The sequence below is a fragment of the Amycolatopsis sp. Poz14 genome (assembly GCF_006704225.1).
GTDB classification, from domain to species: Bacteria; Actinomycetota; Actinomycetes; order Mycobacteriales; family Pseudonocardiaceae; genus Amycolatopsis; species Amycolatopsis nivea.
In genome coordinates this window covers 3,719,986-3,739,604 of sequence record NZ_JACLHD010000001.1, presented here as the reverse complement: position 1 = coordinate 3,739,604, position 19,619 = coordinate 3,719,986, and the positions used below count along the sequence as shown (strand labels likewise).

The following is a 19,619-nucleotide window of genomic DNA, read 5'->3' as shown; positions in this document are numbered from 1 at the left end:
CAACCTTCAGGATGATTAATGCGTCGGTTAGGCTGCCCAGGTGTCCGAGACCACCCCGCGCCGCGCGCCGCGCCCCGGCGAGCGCCAGCGCGATCCCGAGCGCACGAAGGCCCGCATTTTCGAGGCGGCCAAGGCCGAGTTCGGCAGCAAGGGGTACGCGGCCGCGCGGGTGAGCGACATCGCGCAGCGCGCGGGGGTGAACAAGCAGCTGATCTCGTACTACTTCGGCGGCAAGGAAGGCCTGTACGCGGAGGTGGCGAGCGAACCGTTCGCCGGGTTCTCCGCGATGACCACGCCGGACCGCCCGCTCGCGGACGTGGTCGCGGATTTCGCCAGGAGCGGGCTCTCCGACCAGGACCAGGCGCGGTTGTTCCTGCGGGAGAACATGGCCGAGGGCGCCCCGAGCGAGGCGGGGGCGGAGTCGCAGCGCGAGTTCCTGCGGGGGCAGCTCAAGTACATGCGGGCGCGGCAGGAAGCGGGCGACTTCCCGTCCGATGTGGACCCTCGGACGCTGCTGCTGATGCTGATGGCGGCGGCGAGCGCGCCGACGTCGCTCCCCCGGATCGCCGAGGCGCTTACCGGGGAGGATCCGTCGTCAGAGTCCTTTGTGGAGTATTACGCGGAGCAGCTCGCACGCGTTGCTCGGCATCTCTCGGGGTCTTAGCGGCGCAGCGGCACGAGGTCGTCCGCGTGCACAACCTCCCGGCGATGCTCCACCGGGACCTCATGACTCGACCGGCCGATCAACGCAGGCAACTCCCCCGCATCGAACCCGACCACGCCACGCGCCACCGGGACATCCGCCGAATCCACCAGATCGACCACGTCACCGGCCTCGAAATCACCGTCCAAACCGGTGATTCCCGCCGCCAGCAGCGACCGGCGGCGCAAGATCGCTCGCACGGCGCCGTCGTCCAGGCGGAGGCGGCCGGAGGTGTCTGCGGCGTACCCGAGCCAGAAGCGGCGGGCCGACAGGCGGGTGTCGGCGGGCGCGAACGCGGTGCCCACGTTCGCCTCGCGCAGGGCGTCTCCGGCGTCGGCGGCGGCGGCCAGCAACACCGGGATTCCGGCGCCGGCCGCGGTGCGTGCGGCGGAAAGTTTCGAGACCATGCCGCCGGTGCCGAGGCCCGAGGACGACATGCCGACCGCGATGCCCTCCACATCGGACTCGCCGCGCACCTCGGTGATCTTGCGGGTCGCGCCGTCTCGCGGGTCGCCGTCGTACAGACCGTCCACATCGGACAGCAGGACCAGCGCGTCGGCGCCGACGAGGTGCGCCACGAGGGCAGCGAGCCGGTCGTTGTCGCCGAAGCGGATCTCTTGCGTGGCAACGGTGTCGTTCTCGTTCACGACCGGCACCGCGCCGAGCGCGAGCAGCCGGGAGAACGTGCGCTGCGCGTTGCGGTAGTGCGAGCGGCGGACGACATCGTCGGAAGTGAGCAGCACCTGGCCGACGGTCAGGGAGTAGCGGCCGAACGATTCCGCGTACGCGTGCGCCAGCGCGAGCTGCCCGACGCTCGCCGCGGCCTGCTGGGTGGCCAGGTCGCGCGGGCGCTTGCCCAGCTTCAACGGCGCGAGCCCGGCGCCGATCGCGCCCGAGGACACGAGGACGATCTGCGCGTCGCGGGCCACGCGGTCCGCGATGGCGTCCACCAGGGCGTCGAGCCGGGCAACGTCGAGCCCGCTGCCCGCGGTCGTCAGTGCCGAGGAACCGACCTTGACGACCAGCCGGCGGGCTTCCGCGATCTCCTGGCGCGTGCCGCTCACCGGTCGCGCTCCGCCTGCTCCTCGTCGTCCCACACGTCGTCCAGTTCGGCATCGATGGACGGGGTGGTCTCCTCGTCGACCAGGTCCTCGTCCTCGCCGGTGCCGTCGCGGCGGATCCGGCGGGCTTCCTTGCGGTCGGACGCGCTGACGCGGTCGGTGCGCTCCAGCCGGACGTCCGTGCCGCGGCCGGACAGATGCACCGCGACGCCCGGGGTGGAGGGCTGCCATTCGAACTGGATGTCGCCGATGGTGACCGGGCTGCCCGGGCGGGCGCCGTTCTTCGCCAGCGCTTCCTCGACGCCGAGCCGGTTGAGCCGGTCCGCCAGGTAGCCGACGGCCTCGTCGTTGGCGAAGTTCGTCTGCCGGATCCACCGCTCCGGGCGCGCACCGCGGACGATGAACCCGCCCTCTTCCTCCGGGTCGCGTTCGACGGTGAACCCGCTGTCGTCGATCGCGAGCGGGTGCAGCACGATCTTCTCCGGCTCCAGCACCGGCTGCGCTTCGCGATAGGTCTCGACGACCTCCGCCAGCGCGAAGGTCAGCTCCTTCAGGCCCTTGCGCGACGCGGTCGAGACCTCGAACACGCGCAGCCCGCGCGCCTCCAGGTCGGGACGCACGAACTCGGCCAGCTCGGCCGCTTCCGGGATGTCGATCTTGTTCAGCACCACCACGCGCGGGCGCTCCTCGAGCTTGCCGCCCAGCCCCGGCGTGTAGCGGGCCAGCTCCTCCTCGAGAGCGTCCACATCGGACAGCGGATCGCGGCCCGGCTCCAGCGTCGCGCAGTCGACCACGTGCACCAGCACGGCGCAGCGTTCGATGTGGCGCAGGAAGTCCAGGCCGAGCCCGCGGCCCTCGGACGCGCCCGGGATCAGGCCCGGCACGTCGGCCATCGTGAAGACCGACGACCCGGCGGTGATGACGCCGAGGTTCGGCACGAGCGTGGTGAACGGGTAGTCGGCGATCTTCGGCTTCGCCGCGGACAGCACGGAAATCAGCGACGACTTGCCCGCTGACGGGAACCCGAGCAGGCCGACGTCGGCGACCGACCGCAGCTCCAGCACGAGGTTCCGGCTCTCGCCGGGCTCGCCGAGCAGCGCGAACCCCGGCGCCTTGCGGGCCTTCGACGCGAGCGCGGCGTTGCCGAGCCCGCCGCGGCCGCCCTGCGCGGCGATGAACCGGGTGCCGGGGCTGGTGAGGTCCGCGACGAGTTCGCCGTCCTCGGTGAACACGACGGTGCCCGGCGGGACCTTCATCTCCAGGCCCTCGCCGGCGGCGCCGTTGCGGTTGCTGCCCATGCCCATTTTGCCGTTGCCGGCGCGGGCGTGCGGGCGGAAGTGGAAGTCGAGGAGGGTGTGCACGTTGGCGTCGACGACGAGGGTGACGTCACCGCCGTTGCCGCCGTTGCCGCCGTCCGGGCCGCCGAGCGGCTTGAACTTTTCGCGGTGCACCGAGGCACAGCCGTTTCCCCCGTCCCCGGCGGTCAGATGGATGACCGCGCGGTCCACGAACCGGGACGCCATGGTTCTGCCTCACTTCACGTGCGAATGTGCGAAAAAGTATCCGGACAAAAACAAACGAGGGGTGGTGCCGGAGTTATTCCGGTCCCACCCCTCGCTTGGAGGTTCTGACGCTATCGAGACCGAGAATCAGGCCTCGACTGGCACGATGTTGACCGTCTTGCGGCCGCGCTTCGAGCCGAACTCGACCGCACCGGCGGCGAGCGCGAACAGCGTGTCGTCGCCGCCACGGCCGACGTTCACGCCCGGGTGGAACTTGGTGCCCCGCTGGCGGATCAGGATCTCGCCCGCGTTCACCTCCTGGCCGCCGAAGCGCTTCACGCCCAGTCGCTGGGCGTTCGAATCACGACCGTTGCGGGAGCTGGACGCACCCTTCTTGTGAGCCATCGCTCATGCCCCTTCTTGAAAGCTTCAGTCCCGAAGATCCGAAGAACTACTTGGAGATGCCGGTGACCTCGACGCGGGTCAGCTTCTGCCGGTGACCCTGGCGCTTGTGGTAGCCGGTCTTGTTCTTGAACTTGTGGATCCGGATCTTCGGACCCTTGGTCTGCTCGACGACCTTGCCGATGACCGAGACCTTCGCCAACGCGTCGGCGTCCGTGGTGACCTCGCCACCGTCCACGAACAGCACGGCGGGAAAGGTGTGCTCGGTGCCCGGCTCGCCCTCGAGCTTCTCGACCTCGACGACGTCGCCGACGGCCACCTTGTACTGCTTGCCGCCGGTCTTGACGATCGCGTACGCCGACACGGATGTCTCCTGCATTACTCGACAATGGGTTAGGGGGCTGGCGCGGCCGGCCCGCCCGAAGACGGTCCAGGTGCTCGCGCAGCAACTCATGCTTGCGATGAGCCGTACTACAGGTTACGGGAGGCCCCGGGCGCTGCTGCACCCGGGGTACCCGTGGTGGATCAACTCTGGTCCGAAGCCTTCACCGGCGGCCCTGCCGGGCGCGAAGCTGCGCGGCGCGGACGGCGCCGGGTGCTGCGCACGGCCGGGGCCGGGACGTCGACCTCGGGTTCTTCGCCGGAGTCCGCTTCCGCGGCCTCCTTCGGGGCTTCCGCCTCCGGCGCGGCCTGGCTGGCCGCGGGCTCCGGCTGCTTCGCTTCCGGCTGCTGGACGGCGGCCGGGGCCTCCGTCTTGTCCTCGGCCTTGTCCGGCGCGGCGGCCTGCTCGACCGGCTGCTTGGCCGTCTCCTGGTCCTTCGCTTCGGCTTCTGGAGCGTGGTGCTCGTGCTTCGCCTTGGACGCGTTGGCCATGGCCTGCACCGCCGACACCACGGATTCGCGCTGCACCGGAGTCGGGGCCGGGGCGGCCTGCTCCGGCTTGGGCTCGGAGTGCTGCTCCTCGCCCTTGCCGCGGCCGCGGTTGCGCCGCGAGCTCTTGGTGTCGCCGCCGCCGTGGCTGTGGCCGTTGTGCCCGTTGCCGCCGTTGTGGCCGTTCCCGTTGCCGCCGCCGGTGCGCTGCGGTTCGGTGGACACGACGACGCCGCGGCCCTTGCAGTGCTCGCACGGCGTGGAGAACGCCTCGAGCAGCCCGGTGCCGATCTTCTTGCGCGTCATCTGCACCAGGCCGAGCGACGTGACCTCGGCCACCTGGTGCCGCGTGCGGTCCCGGCCGAGGCATTCGGTGAGCCTGCGCAGCACCAGCTCGCGGTTGGACTCGAGCACCATGTCGATGAAGTCGATGACGATGATGCCGCCGATGTCCCGCAGCCGCAGCTGGCGGACGATCTCCTCCGCCGACTCCAGGTTGTTGCGGGTCACCGTCTCCTCGAGGTTGCCGCCCGAGCCGGTGAACTTGCCGGTGTTGACGTCGATGACGGTCATCGCCTCGGTGCGGTCGATGACCAGGTAGCCGCCCGAGGGCAGCCAGACCTTGCGGTCGAGCGCCTTGGTGATCTGCTCGTCGATCCGGTGGTCGGCGAACGCGTCGCCGGTGCCGGTGTAGCGCTTGAGCCGGTCGGCGAGGTCGGGCGCGACGTGCTGGACGTAGTCGTTGATCGTGTCCCAGGACCGGCTGCCCTGGACCTCCAGCTTGACGAAGTCCTCGGTGAAGAGGTCCCGCACGACCTTGACCAGCAGGTCCGGCTCTTCGTAGAGCATGGTCGGCGCGCTGCCCTTCTTGCCGGAAGCGGCCGCCGCCTTGTCCTTGATGACGTCCCACTGCGCCTTGAGCCGGTCGACGTCGCGGCCCAGCTCCTCCTCGCCGATGCCCTCCGACGCGGTGCGGATGATGACGCCCGCGTCCTCCGGGACGATCCGCTTGAGGATGTCCTTGAGCCTGCGCCGCTCGTTCTCCGGCAGCTTGCGGGAGATGCCGGTGGCCCCGCCCGCGGGGACGTAGACGAGGAAGCGGCCGGGCAGCGAGATCTGCGTGGTGAGCCGGGCGCCCTTGTGCCCGACCGGGTCCTTGGTGACCTGCACCAGGACGCTGTCGCCGGTGGAGAGCGCCTGCTCGATCTTGCGCGCCTTGCCTTCCAGCCCGGCCGAGTCCCAGTCGACCTCGCCGGCGTAGAGCACGGCGTTGCGGCCGCGGCCGATGTCGATGAACGCGGCCTCCATGCTGGGCAGCACGTTCTGGACGCGGCCGAGGTAGACGTTGCCGACGATCGAGCCGGTGCCCGACGACGTCAGGAAGTGCTCGACCAGCACCCCGTCCTCGAGCACGGCGATCTGCGTGGAGTCGCCCTTCTCGGCGACGACCATGGTGCGCTCGACCGACTCGCGGCGGGCGAGGAACTCGGCCTCGGACAGGATCGGGGCGCGGCGGCGGCCCGCCTCGCGACCGTCGCGGCGGCGCTGGCGCTTGGCCTCCAGCCGCGTGGAGCCGCGGACGCTGCGCACCTCGTCGCGCGCCGGGCGCTCGGCCTCGGCGGCCTTGGCCTGGCGGACGTGCGTGACGGTGTTCGGCGGGTCGTCGGTGCCGGTCGTCTCGGCCCCGTCGTCGTCCCCGCCCTTGCGACGGCGGCGACGGCGGCGGCGCTTGCTGCCGCCGTCGGACTCGGCGTCGTCGTCGGACTCCGCCTCGGCGTCGCCCGCCTCGTCCGGCTTTTCGGTCTTGTCCTTGGTGTCCTTGGCGTCCTTGCCGCCGTCTTTGGCACCCTTGTCCTGCTGGTCTTCGGAGGTTTCGTCCTCGTTCTCGGACTGGGCCTCGTCGCCGCCCTTGCCCCGGCCGCGGCCGCGACGTCCGCGACGCCGCCGGCGGCGGCCGCTCGCGTCGTCGCCGTCCTCGTCGGAACGCTCGTCGCGGGCTTCGCCGGAGGTGTCTTCCTCAGCGGTTTCGGCGGTGCGGTCGGGACGCTCGGCCTGCGCGGGAGCCTCGCCGACGCCGAACAGCGGCTCGGGCTTGCTCCTCGTCTGCTGCGCGGGCTCGGGCGGCAGGAAGACCGGCGAGGGCGCGGCGAAGACCGGCACGTGCACCGGGCCGCGGGCCGGGGTGGCCTGCTCGGTTTCCTGCTGGTCGGCCGGGATCGCGGGCGCGACGGCGCGGCGCGAGCGACGGGTCCGGGTGCGCTTCTCGCCCGATTCCTGAGCGGCTTCCGGCTCGGCGGATTCGGCCGAGAACGGGCGGGCCGACCAGCCGGGGGCGGCGGCGCTGGGCTGCTCGGCGGCTTCCGAAGTGGTGCTCTGCTCAGCGGCGGTTTCCGGCGCGCGGGCTTCCGGCGCGGAGGCTTCCGAGGCGGTGCCCGTCGCGTTCGCGGCAGCTTCCGGCGCGGTGCCCGTCGCCTGCGCGGCGGCGGCTTCCGGGGCGGCGGATTCGCTCGGAGCAGCGCCCTGGTCGGCGGCCGCTTCCGAGGACGCGGTGGCCTGAGCTGCAGCACCCTGGGCGGCTTCCGGGGCCTCGTTCTCCCGCGAAACGCCGCCCTGCTCGGCGGCGTCCGAGGCCGCGGCCGTCTGGGCGGCATCGCCGACCTGGGCTCCCGCGGTCGCCTGCTCGGCGGCGGCCGGGGCGGCGGTCTCCGGGGCGGTGCCGACGGCGGTCTCGGCGGCGGCGTCAGTCTCGCCCGCGGCCTCCGCGTCGAGGATGACCGCGACGCGGTGCGCGACCTCCTTGGTCACGCTCGACTGGGCGCTGCGGGGGCTCTCCCCCAGCTCGGCGAGCTTGCCGAGCAGGTCGCGGCTGCTCAGGCCGAGCAGCTTCGCCAGCGCGTGCACGCGGATGCGCGGCGGCAGCTCCCCCAGCCTGCTGGTCGTGGGTGCGACGGTATTCCCGCCGGTCTGATCGGCGGGTGTGTCCGCGTTCGACATATGTCTCCTCCGCCCCCGGGCGCGTCAGCCGGTTCGCACCGGTGGTGACGCGGCCGCGCAGGGGCCCTTTCTGTTCCGTGCCCGCCGTGGTGGTGACCAGCGGCGGGAATCCTGCTGGCAGCCGTGCGGTCCGCCGGGTCGGCGGCCGCTCGGTTCCTGGTCTGCTCGGCGGGGTGCCGGCCTGCTCGCGACCCCCGGGCCACCCGCCACGACATCGACCTTGGCCCGGCCTCCCGGGGGCGACGCGCGTGGTGCCGGTCCGGCACTCCTCCGGGCCGCTCACGACGCGAGCGGGATGCCCGTCGGCGCAGCGGCCAACGCGAGTATCCCACACCCGGGGGGACACCCGGTGTAGTCGGTGTCCCGCGGCAGGCGCCCGGGCGTGCCGCGATCATGCGCCCGGGCGAACTTCCGCGCTTCGCTTGTCGCGCCGGGCCCGGGGTGGTTAGCGTGCGGGCTCGGGCGCTCGCGCGGGCGCCCGGCACAACCCTGCGCGCGGTGGGAGGTCCGGTGTCTGTGCTGGCGCGGCCGCTGCGGGCGGCCGTGTGCTCCTTCCTGGTCCTCGCCGGCTGCGCGGCGGTCTCCCCGGCCGCCGTCGCGAGCCCCGGATGCGCCTCGGGCGGGCGGGCGGTGCGCTACGTCGTCGCGTTCGACCGAGGGACCCCGGAATCTTCCGCCCGCCAGCAGGCGAGCGCGGGCTGCGGGCAGCTCGTCGGCTACTACCCGCAGATTTCCGTGGCGGTCGTCACGTCAGCCGATCGGGCGTTCGCGGACCGTCTCGGCCCGGAACGGGCATTCAGCGCGCAAGCCACCCGGACAGCCGCCGAACAGCCAGGCGCCGCCGCCCAGCCCGCTCGGGCCACACTCCCGCTCAGCGACCCGGCGCGAGTGCCCGCGACAGACCTGTCCGCCCAGCAATGGGACATGAACCTGATCGGCGCTCCGGCCGCGCACCAGGTCACCGAAGGCAGCCGCTCAGTGGTCGTCGGCGTCCTGGACTCCGGCGTCGACCCGAAACACCCCGACCTCGCCGCAGCGATCGACCCGGACGATTCGGCGGGTTGTCTTACCGGCGTCCCGGACCCGAGCCCGGCCGCGTGGCAGCCGACGACCTCCGCGCACGGCACGCACGTCGCGGGCATCATCGCCGCGGCCGACGACCGCAAGGGCATCACCGGCGTCGCGCCGGGCGTCCGGATCGCGTCGGTGAAGGTGATCGACGACCGCGGTTACGCAGATCCCGAGGCGGCGGTCTGCGGGATCATGTGGTCGGCGGCGCGGCATCTGCCGATCGCCAACAGCAGCTGGTTCGTGAACCCGTGGTCGCTGTCCTGCGTGCGCGGCAACGACCGCGGCGTGGTGCACGAGGTGCTGGCGCGAGCCGTGGAGTACGCGACTTCCCAGGGCACGCTGAACGTCGCTGCCGCGACCAACGAGGCGGTCGACCTCACGCCGTCGGGCCGCTCGGGTTCGCCGTCCGCCGCCGGGAAGTGCGAGGCGCTGCCGGCCGGGCTGCGGGACGTGGTGACGGCGTCGGCGATCAGCCCGGACCGGGTGAAGTCGAGCTACAGCTCGTACGGGCTCGGTGTGGTCGATGTCACGGCCCCGGGCGGCGACGACGACCGCTGCGTGGTTTCGACCGTTCCGGGCGGTTACGCGCCGATGTGCGGGACGTCGATGGCCGCGCCGCACGTCGCCGGGGTGCTGGCGCTGCTCAAATCGGTGCATCCCACGTGGACGGCCGCCGAGCTGCGCCGTGCGCTGGACTCCCGCGCGACGTCCATGCCGTGCCCGGACGACTACGACCTCACCGGCGACGGCGCCCAGGACGCCTACTGCTCCGGCTACGACGGATACAACGGCTTCTACGGCCATGGTCTAGTCGACGCCCGGACCGCGGTGGCGCCCGCGCAGAACGGACTGCCCAGCCCGGCCCGCTGAGCCGCGTTCAGCGTTCGGTATTCAGGTAAGCAGCAGTTTCGCGATCCTCCTTGTCGCGCCCCAGATCCCGATCGCGGCGAGCACCAGCAGGTACGCCAGATTGCCGAGCATGCTCCAGGAGAAGATGCCGGTCGCGAGCCCGCGCATCAGCTCGATCCCGTGGTAGAGCGGGAAGCAGCGGACCGCCCACTGCAGCGCCTCCGGGTAGACCGTGATCGGGAAGAACGTGGTGGAGAACAGGAACATCGGCATCAGGACGAGCTGGATGTAGTCGAATTGCGACGTCGACTTCAGGAAGCTGACCAGCGCGATGCTGATGGCCGCGAACGCGAACGACACGAGCAGCGCGGCGGGCAGGAGCAGCAGCGCCCACCACGACGTGAGCAGCCCCATGACGCCGGTGACCGCCAGGAACGCGACCGAATACAGGCCGCCGCGCATCATCGCCCACGCGATCTCGCCGAGCGCGACGTCGAGCGGGCCGACCGGGGTCGCCAGCATCGCGTCGTACGTCTTGGCGTAGCGCAGTTTGAAGAACAGGTTGTACGTGCACTCGAAGACCGCGCCGTTCATCGCCGACGACGCCAGCAGCGCGGGCGCGACGAACGCGACATAGCTCATCGGCTGCCCGTCCGGCCCCGGCACGGTGGTGACCAGTTTGCCGAAGCCGACCTGGAACGCGAGCAGGTAGAACAACGGCTCGAGCGCGCCGGACGCGAGCATCGTCCACGACCGTCCGTAGACGGTGAGCGCGCGTTCGATCAACGCGGTGGCGCGGCCGCTGTACATGCCCGCGGGCAGGACGCGGAGCAGAATTCCGCGCCGCTGCGGGAGAATCGGGGCGCTCTGCAGGTCGGTCATCACGCCACCAGCCGTCGGTAGAAGCCGCGGTGCGCGATCGTCCAGCCGATCGCCACCAGTGCTGCCAGATACGCAAGGTGCCCGAGCACCGGGAGCAGCTCCCGCCCGCCGAGCGTGGCGGCGCGGGAAAGCTCGGTGCCGTGCCACAGCGGGGAAATCCAGGCGAGCCAGCGCAGGTACGGCGGCAGCTGAGTGATCGGGAAGAACGTGCCGGAGAACAGGGTCATCGGGATGACGACGAACCGGAAGATCAGCCCGAACCGCTGTCCCTCGTCGAAGGTCCACGCCGCCAGCCCGGCGATCAGCGATCCGCACGCGAGCCCGGTGAGGACGCCGACGAGGACCACCAGCAGCGCCCCCGCGTTGTCCCAGGCGCCGAACAACCACGCGATGAGCGCGTAGACCGTGCCGGAAAGGGCGAGCCGCAGCATGGTCCAGATCTGGTGCCCGCCGAGGACCTGGCCCGGGGACACCGGCGTCGCGGTGACCGCCAGATAGTCCTTCTGCCATTTGAATCCGCTGAGGACCGGATAACTCGATTCGCTGACACCCTGCTGCGCGGCGCCGGCGACGAGCAGCGCCGGGGCGACGTACACCAGGTACGACACCCCGCCGGTCGCCGGACCGGCCTTGACCTGCGAGCCGAACCCGAGCCCCATCGCGGCGAGGAACAGCACCGGTTGCAGGCCGGTGGAGTAGAGCGTGCTGAGCCAGTGCCTGCGGTACCAGGTCCAGTAGCCCTCGACGCGCAGCCAGGCGCCGTGGAACCGGCCGACGACGCGGCCGGTGGCTGGAATGGTCATCAGTCCACCAACGTCCGGCCGGTGAGGCGGAGGAAGACGTCCTCCAGGGAACTGCGCCGGACGAGGCTCGACAGCGGGCGCAGGCCGCGTTCGTGCGCGCGCTCGAGGGTGGCCTCGCCGGTCATCGTGTAGAGCAGCACCCGGTCCGGGAGGACCTCGACGCGCTCGGCCAGCCCGTCGAGCCGGTCGGCCGCGTCCTGCTGCTCCCCCGGCGCGAACCGGAGCTCGACCACTTCCCGGGTGGAATGCCGCGCGATCAGGTCGGCGGGCGAGCCTTCCGCGGCGATCCGGCCGCCGTCCATGACGACGAGCCGGTCGCACAACTGCTCTGCCTCGTCCATGTAATGGGTAGTGACGATCAACGTGGTGCCGCGGGCCTTGAGCCGGAAAAGCCGGTCCCACAACAGATGCCGTGCCTGCGGATCGAGCCCGGTGGTCGGTTCGTCGAGCAGCAGCAGTTCCGGATCGTTGACCAGCGACCGGGCGATGGTGAGCCGCCGCTTCATGCCGCCGGACAGGGAATCGACCGGTTTCTCGGCACGGTCGGACAGCTGCGCGAACTCCATCAGCTCGACCGCCTTCCGCCGCACGTGGGCGCGGGAAAGGCCGAAATAGCGGCCGTAAACGTGCAGGTTCTGCCGGACGGTGAGCTCCACGTCGAGGTTGTCCTCCTGCGGCACCACGCCCAGGCGCGCGCGGATCCGCGGCCCGTCCGCGTTGGGGTCCATGCCGAGGACGCGCAGATCGCCGTCGCTGCGCGGGGACACGCACGCGATCATCCGCATCGTCGACGACTTCCCCGCGCCGTTGGGCCCGAGGAAGCCGAACGCCTCCCCTCGCCGCACCTCGACGTCGATGCCGCGGACTGCCTCGAATTCTCCGAACCGTTTGACCAGCGCCTTCGCTTGCACGAGGGCTGGTTCCGATGCCGACTCTCCCACGAGGAACGACAGTAGAGGGAGGCACCGACAATTCTCGACCGGTTTCCCCGCCGCGGGTACGGCATCCGGGTGGATCTCCGGCGGGGAACGGGGAAACGACGAGCCCGCGGCCCAGCGAAAAGGCGGGGCGGCCCGAAGACCGCCCCGCCCCTCAAAAACTCAGCGCACCGTCAACGACACCGACCGGGACACCCCGTTCACCGTCACCGAGATCTCCGCCGTTCCCGGACGCAGCCCGCGCACCGTCCCGGTGGCCGGGTCGAGCGACACCACATCCCACGGCGCCGGTGGCCAGCTGCCGATGTGCACGCCGCGACCGCCCCAAGCCGCGCTCACCGGGTACGCCACCGGAATCGACCGGCCCTCCTGCGTCACCGCGGCGGTCACCTTTCCGGTGCCGCCCCACGAAAGAGTGCCCGGCCCGGTCACCGTCAGCGCGTCGACGTTCGGGCGCGTTTCGAAGCGCACCGGCTGGCCGCGGTCCGAGGGGTCCACTCGCACCAGGGTCCAGCCGACGAAGCCGCCGTCGCCGGGGGCCGCGGCGGGGGTCTTGCCCGAGTTGCCGTTCACCAGATACGGCACGCCGTCCGTGCGCGACAGGCCGAACACTCCCGCGTGCGAAGCCAGCGAGGCGGCCGGTTTTCCGGACTTCTCCTCGAAACCGGTCAGCCACGTCTGCAGCAGCGCGGCCTCCTTCCGGTCGCCCAGCTGCGAATTGCCGGTCGGGCTCGGGTCCTTCACCGGGTGGTGCATCGCGACGACCACACCACGCACGGAACGGTCCTTCGCCGCGTTGTCGAGCGCCTCGCGCAGCATGCGCACCTGGTCGAATCCGCCCGCGCGCAGCGAGCCGCGCGAGGAATCCATCAGGATCAGCCGCACGCCGTGGACGTCGACCACGCGGTGCGTTTCCCCGAATGCGTCCTGGAAGTTCTTCAGGCCGTTGCCGCCCTCGGCTTCGTGGTTGCCTGGCACGTAGTACCAGGGGACGCGGCCGTCCAGCTCTTCGGTGATGATCTTGCGGGCCAAGACGAAGTCCGGCGCGGTGCCGCGGTCCACGAAGTCGCCGTTGATCAGCACGAGATCCGGTTTCGCGGCAACCGCCTCGCGCAGTGCCCGGCGTGCTTGGGCGACGAGCGGGCCGTCCGGAGCGTCAGCGGTGAACTGAGCGTCGCTGACCACCGCGATCTTCAGGCCGCCCTTGCCGAGCGTGCCGTTGGTGACCAGCGCCGGGTCCGGGACGGCCGGATCGTGCGGCACGGCCGTGGTCGGCGCGACCTCGAAGGTGAGGTCGTTGAAGACCAGTCTGCCCTCGTACTGCTTGCCCGCCGCGGTTTCCACGGCATAGAACCGGGTGAGGCGCTGCCCGTCGGGCAATCCGGCGGGCACCGCGGCGGTCACGTACCGCCAGCCGGTCCAGTTCACGCTCAGCGAGAGGTCCACAATGGACGCGGTGTTGGCGCCGTCGCGGAGTTCCGCGCGGATCCAGGCGCCCTTGCCGTCGCCGTTGATCCACATGCCGATCTTCTGCGTGCCAGCCGGAACCGCGATCGGGTTGGCAGCGTTGACATACGCAGCGCGCGTGGCAGTCGTGCCGGTGAGGCGGTAGTCGAGTGCCAGGCCCTTGCCGCCGTTGCGTCCCTCTGCCGACGAAAGCGCAGCACCGACGACGGCCGGATACACCGTGGCGGACCAGCCTTCCGGACCGGCTAGCGGTGCCGCGACCTTGGCTTCGGTGCCCACCGAAGCCGCCAGGTGCATGGTCTTCCCGCCCGCGTGCACGGTGATCGCGGTGGCCCCGGAAGCGGTCTTCGCGGTGACTGCGAAACCCTTGCCCGACGGCTCGATCTTCACCACGGCGGGGTCGTATTCGAGCTTCACGTCCGACGGTTCGATCCAGGTGCCGTAACCGTCCGCGTCGTAGCCGTAGACCTGGAACTCGCCGCGCGCCTCCGCACCCGAAAGCGCGACCTGCTTGGTGCTCGCGCCGAGGCGCACCGGCTTGCCCAGCACGGTCAGCTTCGTGCGGCCGTTCACGAAGTTCTGATGCGCGGTGACCGTCACGTCGGCTCGCGCGTCCGGGTGCAGGAAGTCGGGCTGCGCGGTGAAAACGTTCTTCGTGACCGTGCCGCGGAACGGGTTCGACGTGGTCCAGAACGGGCGCGACGCCACTGCGGCACCCGTCTCGTCGTGGCCGTTCGGCACGAGCGCGCGGCTCAGGCCGGACAGCACGCGGGTCGAGTTGTCGCCCTCCTGCGCGGGAGCGGGCGCGAAGCCAGTCAGCCGTCCGCTGCCGGCCACCGTCGCGAAGCCGATGCCGTTGGGCACCAAGCGTTCCCCGCCGTCCGAAGGCGAGTTGCGCACCGACGGCGCAGCCTCTCCTTCGTTGCGCGCGAGCAGCGTCGAGGAGCCTCCGCCGTCGAGGTTGATCGCGTCGTCGGCACCGAGCCGCTTCAGCTGCCGGGCCATTTCCAGCTCCGTCATCCCACGGCTGTCGGCCTGGCGACCGTCGACCGTGACGAGCCACATCCGCTTGCCGTCAGCGGAAAAGCCGACGCCGGTACGCGGCGCGAGGGTGACGTCGTCGAGCTGCTGGAGCTGTCCGTCCTTCAGCAGCGTTTTGTTCCCGCCGACCGCGACCGCGATCTTGCCCGCGTCGGTCCGCGGCGCGTACGAAACGCCCACGCGATCACCGACGCGCAACGCCGACAACGCGTCCGCACCAGCTTCGCGACCGAGCAGCAGCGTGCTTCCCGCCGGGATCGGGCCGTCCGCGGGCTTCGGACGCACCTGCGTCACCACACCATCGCGGACCTCGACCTCGATGACCTTCTGCGCACCGGCGACCGACGTCGCGCGCGCCGAAGCGCCCCAGAGCGGCGTGTAGACGCCGAGCGCGTCCTTGCCGAGCACCGGGCTGTTGAAGTTCGTGGCGGGGACAGCTCGGCCGTCCGGCAGCGTGACCGACGCTTCGAGGAAGATGTCGGCGAGCTTCGCGCGTCCCTCCGCGGTGATCGCCGCGGTGGTGTTGTGCCCGGACGCGGGCGCGTTGTGCAGCTCGCCCTTGTCGATGCCGACGCCGAGCGGCGCGCCGGAGGCGTTGATGTCGAAGAAATCGCCGTTGACGCCCGCGACCGCACCGGCGCGAGCGACCTGCTGAGACAGCGGGGTGCGCGCGGAAACGGTGCCCGGGCTGAGGTAAGTCGGCTTCAGGACCTTGCTGGTGAGGTCGACGCTCAGCGCGTCGCCGCGGATCCAGCCCTTCGGGTCGAAGCGGTCGAACTGGGTGAGGTTCAGACCAGGCGCCACCACGTTGGTGGCGCTGCTGGTCTCGAGGCCGTCGTCGGCGGCGGGTGCCGCGGCGATCGCCGGGGCCTCCCGGGCCGAAGAGAAGGCGGAGGCGCTCTCGACCGGCGGCGGGCCGAGCGGAGCGGAGAGCGGGTCGGCATGCGCAGGCGTGGCCAGCGTCAGCACCAGCAGGGCGCTGAGCAGCACGGATCTTGATCTTTTCACCAGGTACCCCACGATCGCGAAAATGGCTCAGGTCAGCCAAATCCATCGGCGCGACCGCCGGAAGGCCCTGCGGTGAACGGGACCTGAATGGCGCAGGATTATCCGCTCAGGGGGTCATGCGCGCGGCGAGAAACTCCTTCGCGACAGCCTCGTCGCCGTCGATCTCCGGCTGCGCATCGGTGCGCTTCCACAGCGACACCAGCAAATCCTGCGCGGGCGCCGCGACCGTGGCCACCGCTTCGCCCTCGCCCAGCTCGGGCGGTTCGCCGGGCACGACGGTCCACGAGTGCCCGGTGTCGGTGGTGCGCAACGTGATCGGCGCGGCCAGCGGAACCTCGTGCTTCCAGCGCGCGACGCGCGGCAGCATCGTGCCGAGCACCTCGAAGACGCCGTCCGCCGCGATCAGCGGATCAAGCCGCGTCGTTGCGCCGCGTGCGCCGAACAAGTCGACCAAATGCACGGCAGTTTCGTGCACCTGACGGCGGAACCAGAATGCCTTGGTCTTCTCCGCAGCACCGAAAACCCAGCACGCGTCGGCGGGATCGGCCGCGTCGAGCGCGTCCAGCAGTTCGGCCGCGCTCTCGGCGTACCAGGGCGCGAGGTCGCCGCTCGGCGTGACGTCGAATTCCTGCTTGCTCAGCTCTCCGGTGCGGACGATGCCGGCGGCCCACCGGTGCACGTTGCCCAGATGCGCGACGAGGTCGCGCTTGGTCCAGTCTCCGCAGTACGGGACCGGGTTGTCCAGGTCGCCCTCGGCTTCCGCGGCGAAGGCCTCGGTGAGCGAGCGCAGGTGCGGCAGGTAATCGCGCGGCGGCAGCGGCAGGGCAGTCACCGGTGGAGGTTAACCGATGCGCCGAGTCCCCGGCAGCGGATTAAGCGGCCGGAAACACGAACGCCGGGCCGGGACCGCAGTCCCTGCCCGGCGTTCGCGAGGGTCAGTGCCGGTTCAATGCCGGTTCAGCCGGATCACAGGTCCGGGAACCACAGCTTCAGCTCGCGCTCGGCCGACTCCGGCGAGTCCGAACCGTGCACCAGGTTGTACTGGGTCTCCAGCGCGAAGTCGCCGCGCAGGGTGCCCGGGGTGGCCTTCTCGACCGGGTCGGTGCCGCCGGCGAGCTGGCGGAACGCGGCGATCGCGCGCGGGCCCTCGACGGCCAGCGCGACGAGCGGGCCGGACGTGATGAACTCCAGCAGGTCGCCGAAGAACGGGCGCTCCTTGTGCTCCGCGTAGTGCTCCTCGGCGACGGAGCGCTCGACGGTGCGCAGTTCCAGCGCGGCCAGCTTCAGGCCCTTGCGCTCGATGCGCGAAACGACCTCGCCGACGAGGCCGCGCGCGACGCCATCGGGCTTGACGAGGACCAGCGTGCGTTCAGTCACGACGGTATTTCTCCTTGTGCGGATTCGTGTTATTCGGCGCTGAGCCTATCCGACGCGCCTGCCGGGCCGGTCAGCGCCGCTGCGGCTGCAGCGTCTTGGACCACAGCGAGGCCCCGGTCGCGTCGCGCAGGTCGACCGTCAGCGCCCCGCTCGCACCGTCCACATTCACCTCGCCGAAGTGCTGGAACCCTTGCACCGGCGAGGAATTCTGCGTCTGCGGGGCGTGCACGAACACCGCTTCCGGGCCGAACGTCGGGTCGAGTTTGTTCGGGCCGAAGGCGCCGGCGTTGAGCGGGCCGGAGACGAATTCCCAGAACGGGTCGAAGTCCTGGAACGCGGCGCGCTCGGGCGAATAATGGTGCGCGGCGGTGTAGTGCACGTCGGCGGTCAGCCACACGACATTGCGCACGCGGTGGCGCGAGATCTGGTTCAGCACCCAGGCCAGTTCGGTCTCGCGGCCGCCGGGCGCGCCGGGAAGGCCGTTGGCGACCGCCTCGATGTCCTTGCCGTCCGGCACGACGAGGCCGATCGGCATGTCCGCCTGGACGATCTTCCAGGTCGCGGTGCTGCGCCGGAGCCCGTCGGCCAGCCAGCGGGCCTGCGCGTCGCCGAGGATGTGGCCGGGCTTGGTCTGGTCCGAGGTGTTGGCGTCGCGGTAGGTGCGCATGTCGAGCACGAACACCTCGACCCGGCTGCCGTAGCGGAAGCTCCGGTAGACCCGGCCGTCGACGGCCTGGCGGCGGTCGATCGGATGCCATTCGTGGAACGCCTGGAACGCGCGCTGGGCGAGCGCATCGGCGCGTTTTTCGGTGTATTCGGGGCGGTCGTTGAGGATTTCGCCCGGATACCAGTTGTTGACCACCTCGTGGTCGTCCCACTGGACATAGGCGGGCACCTCGGCGGCGAACCGGCGGAAATTCGCGTCGAGCCGGTTGTAGGCGTGCTGGCCGCGGTATTCGTCGAGGGTTTCGGCGACCTTCGACTTCTCCGGCGTCACGATGTTGTGCCAGGTGCCCGCGCCGCCGGGGAGCGTGACGGTTTCGGTGAGCGGGCCGTCGGCGTACACCGTGTCGCCGCTGTGCAGGAAGAGGTCCGGGCGGCGGTCGGCCATCGCGGAGAAGATCGTCATGCCGCCGAGGCCTGGGTTGATGCCGTAGTTCTGGCCGACGACGTCGCCGCTCCACAGGATCCGCGTGTTCGCGCGGCCGACCGGCGCGGTGGCGAACCGGCCGGCGACCGGCTCGCTCGCACCGCGGCCGTCGAGGTCCACGGCGGTGACGCGGTAGTGGTATTCGGTGCCCGGGGCCAGCCCGGCGACGCGCACCTTGCCGGTGCCGCCGGTGGCGGGCGTGACGAACGGGCCGGGCACCCGGCGGGCGTGCCGGAACGACGGGTCGCGCGCGACCTCGACCATCAGCCGCGCCGGGCGGTCGGCCCGCGACCACACGATGCCGGAGCCGGCGGTCACGTCCCCGGACGCGACGCCGTGGGCGAGCACCGGACGGTCGCGGCGGACGAGCGGGGCGGCCGAGGCGGAGCCGGGCAGCAGCAGCCCGCCTGCCGCGGCGAGCGCGGGGACGGCGATCCCGGCTTTGAGCACCGAGCGCCGGGAAGGGGTCGTTTCGGTCATGGCGGCCGTTCTATCCGGCGACCACGGCCAAGCGGCCAACTCGGGCTGACCGCCGGGTGAACGGCTCACCCGACAGGAGGAAGCTCACAGCCGGCCGTCACGCTCGGTGTGCTTCCCGAACCATCTCGTGCTCGCACTCGCTCGGTCCGGACAGCGGACGCTCCACGAACCCGTGCCGTTCGTACAGCGCCATGGCGTGCTCGTTGCCGCCCGCGACGCGCAACGCCAGCTCGCCCGCCCCGCGCCCTTCGCTCCAGCGCACGACGGCCCGGACGAGCGCGTCCCCGACTCCCCTGCCGCGCGCCGGCGGGGCGACCCACATCGACAGCAGCTCGGCTTTGTCGCCGCGTTCGGAAAGATGCCCGCTGACCATCCCGGCCGGAACGCCGTCGAGGTCGGCCAGGACGTTGAGCGACACGTCGCGCAGCCGGGCCCGCCAGCGCGGTTCGGCGTCGCCTTCGCCCTGCCAGTCCGCGAGTGTCGAGCTGAACGCCCCCGGGTCCTCGCGCAGCGCCGCCAGCCGGAGGTCGCGCCACTCCGCCCAGTTCTCCACGCTCAGCTCGCGCACCACGATCACACTTGCACCGTCGCCGTGGCGGCCCGGCCGTTACATCGGAATAGGGTGAAACCATGCGCATCGACCGGCTCGACCACCTCGTCCTCACCGTCGCCGACCTCGGTGCGACGGTCGATTTCTACACGCGCGTCCTCGGCATGACCGAGGTGACGTTCGGGGCCGGCCGCAAGGCGCTGGCGTTCGGCGCCAGCAAGATCAACCTGCACGAGGCCGGGCACGAGTTCGAGCCGAAAGCGGACCGGCCGACGCCGGGCAGCGCGGACCTGTGCCTGATCACGGCCGATTCGCTGGAGCAGGTCGTCGAGGACCTCGCGACGCACGGGGTGCCGGTCGAGGAGGGCCCGGTCGACCGCACGGGCGCGACCGGGCCGATCCGCAGCGTGTACTTCCGCGACCCGGACCGGAACCTGATCGAGGTCAGTGTCTACCGCTGAGCCGCACCTC

Annotated in this window: 16 protein-coding genes; 3 read left to right on the top strand and 13 right to left on the bottom strand. The window is 71.3% G+C overall.

What is annotated here, in order from left to right; all coding sequences use genetic code 11:
• The first annotated feature begins 40 nt into the window (after window positions 1-40).
• Entirely contained in the window at window positions 41-664 is a 624-nt protein-coding gene (locus FKO37_RS17970; RefSeq protein ID WP_037813743.1) for a TetR/AcrR family transcriptional regulator, read from the top strand.
• Here FKO37_RS17970 and proB read toward each other — a convergent pair.
• From proB to FKO37_RS17945, 5 genes are all read right to left on the bottom strand, one after another.
• Window positions 661-1,767 carry a glutamate 5-kinase gene (gene proB / locus FKO37_RS17965; RefSeq protein ID WP_134732974.1) on the bottom strand — a complete coding sequence of 369 codons (1,107 nt, stop codon included), beginning with the start codon at window positions 1,765-1,767 and terminating at the stop codon, window positions 661-663. The genes FKO37_RS17970 and proB overlap by 4 nt on opposite strands.
• Complete coding sequence (gene obgE, locus FKO37_RS17960) at window positions 1,764-3,287, bottom strand: GTPase ObgE (protein ID WP_134732972.1); 1,524 nt, start codon at window positions 3,285-3,287, stop codon at window positions 1,764-1,766. Before obgE ends, proB begins: the two co-directional genes overlap by 4 nt.
• A gap of 126 nt (window positions 3,288-3,413) precedes the next feature.
• Window positions 3,414-3,671 (bottom strand): 50S ribosomal protein L27, encoded by a 258-nt coding sequence (gene rpmA / locus FKO37_RS17955; RefSeq protein WP_009081082.1) that lies wholly within the window; start codon window positions 3,669-3,671, stop codon window positions 3,414-3,416.
• Between the two features lie 46 nt (window positions 3,672-3,717).
• Entirely contained in the window at window positions 3,718-4,032 is a 315-nt protein-coding gene (rplU, locus tag FKO37_RS17950; protein ID WP_037813760.1) for a 50S ribosomal protein L21, read from the bottom strand.
• Between the two features lie 161 nt (window positions 4,033-4,193).
• Window positions 4,194-7,532 (bottom strand): translation initiation factor IF-2 N-terminal domain-containing protein, encoded by a 3,339-nt coding sequence (locus FKO37_RS17945; protein WP_238605155.1) that lies wholly within the window; start codon window positions 7,530-7,532, stop codon window positions 4,194-4,196.
• Between the two features lie 510 nt (window positions 7,533-8,042).
• Between FKO37_RS17945 and FKO37_RS17940 the strand changes: the two genes are divergently transcribed.
• The gene (locus FKO37_RS17940) at window positions 8,043-9,473 is read left to right on the top strand and encodes a S8 family serine peptidase (protein WP_037813765.1); all 1,431 of its coding nucleotides are present in this window, start codon (window positions 8,043-8,045) and stop codon (window positions 9,471-9,473) included.
• Between the two features lie 21 nt (window positions 9,474-9,494).
• On the opposite strand, the gene FKO37_RS17935 is transcribed toward FKO37_RS17940, so the two are convergent.
• From FKO37_RS17935 to FKO37_RS17900, 8 genes are all read right to left on the bottom strand, one after another.
• Window positions 9,495-10,334 carry an ABC transporter permease gene (locus tag FKO37_RS17935; protein WP_037814200.1) on the bottom strand — a complete coding sequence of 280 codons (840 nt, stop codon included), beginning with the start codon at window positions 10,332-10,334 and terminating at the stop codon, window positions 9,495-9,497.
• On the bottom strand, window positions 10,334-11,137 hold the full coding sequence (locus FKO37_RS17930) for an ABC transporter permease (RefSeq protein WP_238605153.1): 804 nt from the start codon (window positions 11,135-11,137) through the stop codon (window positions 10,334-10,336). The genes FKO37_RS17935 and FKO37_RS17930 overlap by 1 nt, the downstream gene beginning before the upstream one ends.
• The gene (locus FKO37_RS17925; protein WP_043837293.1) at window positions 11,137-12,078 is read right to left on the bottom strand and encodes an ABC transporter ATP-binding protein; all 942 of its coding nucleotides are present in this window, start codon (window positions 12,076-12,078) and stop codon (window positions 11,137-11,139) included. Before FKO37_RS17925 ends, FKO37_RS17930 begins: the two co-directional genes overlap by 1 nt.
• A gap of 159 nt (window positions 12,079-12,237) precedes the next feature.
• Complete coding sequence (locus FKO37_RS17920) at window positions 12,238-15,573, bottom strand: phosphodiester glycosidase family protein (RefSeq protein WP_238605151.1); 3,336 nt, start codon at window positions 15,571-15,573, stop codon at window positions 12,238-12,240.
• A 124-nt stretch (window positions 15,574-15,697) separates the two neighbouring features.
• On the bottom strand, window positions 15,698-16,423 hold the full coding sequence (locus FKO37_RS17915; RefSeq protein WP_134663049.1) for a maleylpyruvate isomerase family mycothiol-dependent enzyme: 726 nt from the start codon (window positions 16,421-16,423) through the stop codon (window positions 15,698-15,700).
• Between the two features lie 134 nt (window positions 16,424-16,557).
• Entirely contained in the window at window positions 16,558-16,968 is a 411-nt protein-coding gene (ndk, locus tag FKO37_RS17910) for a nucleoside-diphosphate kinase (RefSeq protein WP_020660996.1), read from the bottom strand.
• Window positions 16,969-17,038: 70 nt separating this feature from the next.
• Window positions 17,039-18,598 (bottom strand): alkaline phosphatase, encoded by a 1,560-nt coding sequence (locus tag FKO37_RS17905; RefSeq protein WP_238605150.1) that lies wholly within the window; start codon window positions 18,596-18,598, stop codon window positions 17,039-17,041.
• A 97-nt stretch (window positions 18,599-18,695) separates the two neighbouring features.
• Window positions 18,696-19,175, bottom strand: a complete 480-nt coding sequence (locus FKO37_RS17900) for an N-acetyltransferase (RefSeq protein ID WP_238605149.1) — start codon at window positions 19,173-19,175, stop codon at window positions 18,696-18,698.
• Window positions 19,176-19,228: 53 nt separating this feature from the next.
• On the opposite strand from FKO37_RS17900, the gene FKO37_RS17895 reads away from it, so the two are divergent.
• Window positions 19,229-19,609, top strand: coding sequence for a VOC family protein (locus tag FKO37_RS17895; protein WP_238605147.1), 381 nt, complete (start codon window positions 19,229-19,231; stop codon window positions 19,607-19,609).
• Window positions 19,610-19,619: the final 10 nt, after the last annotated feature.

Bases quoted from the DNA above. Each gene is read 5' to 3' on its own strand.
- rpmA (WP_009081082.1), bottom strand. From the start codon at position 3,671: ATGGCTCACAAGAAGGGTGCGTCCAGCTCCCGCAACGGTCGTGATTCG.
- FKO37_RS17905 (WP_238605150.1), bottom strand. From the start codon at position 18,598: ATGACCGAAACGACCCCTTCCCGGCGCTCGGTGCTCAAAGCCGGGATC.
- obgE (WP_134732972.1), bottom strand. From the start codon at position 3,287: ATGGCGTCCCGGTTCGTGGACCGCGCGGTCATCCATCTGACCGCCGGG.
- FKO37_RS17895 (WP_238605147.1), top strand. From the start codon at position 19,229: ATGCGCATCGACCGGCTCGACCACCTCGTCCTCACCGTCGCCGACCTC.
- FKO37_RS17945 (WP_238605155.1), bottom strand. From the start codon at position 7,532: ATGTCGAACGCGGACACACCCGCCGATCAGACCGGCGGGAATACCGTC.
- FKO37_RS17930 (WP_238605153.1), bottom strand. From the start codon at position 11,137: ATGACCATTCCAGCCACCGGCCGCGTCGTCGGCCGGTTCCACGGCGCC.
- FKO37_RS17935 (WP_037814200.1), bottom strand. From the start codon at position 10,334: ATGACCGACCTGCAGAGCGCCCCGATTCTCCCGCAGCGGCGCGGAATT.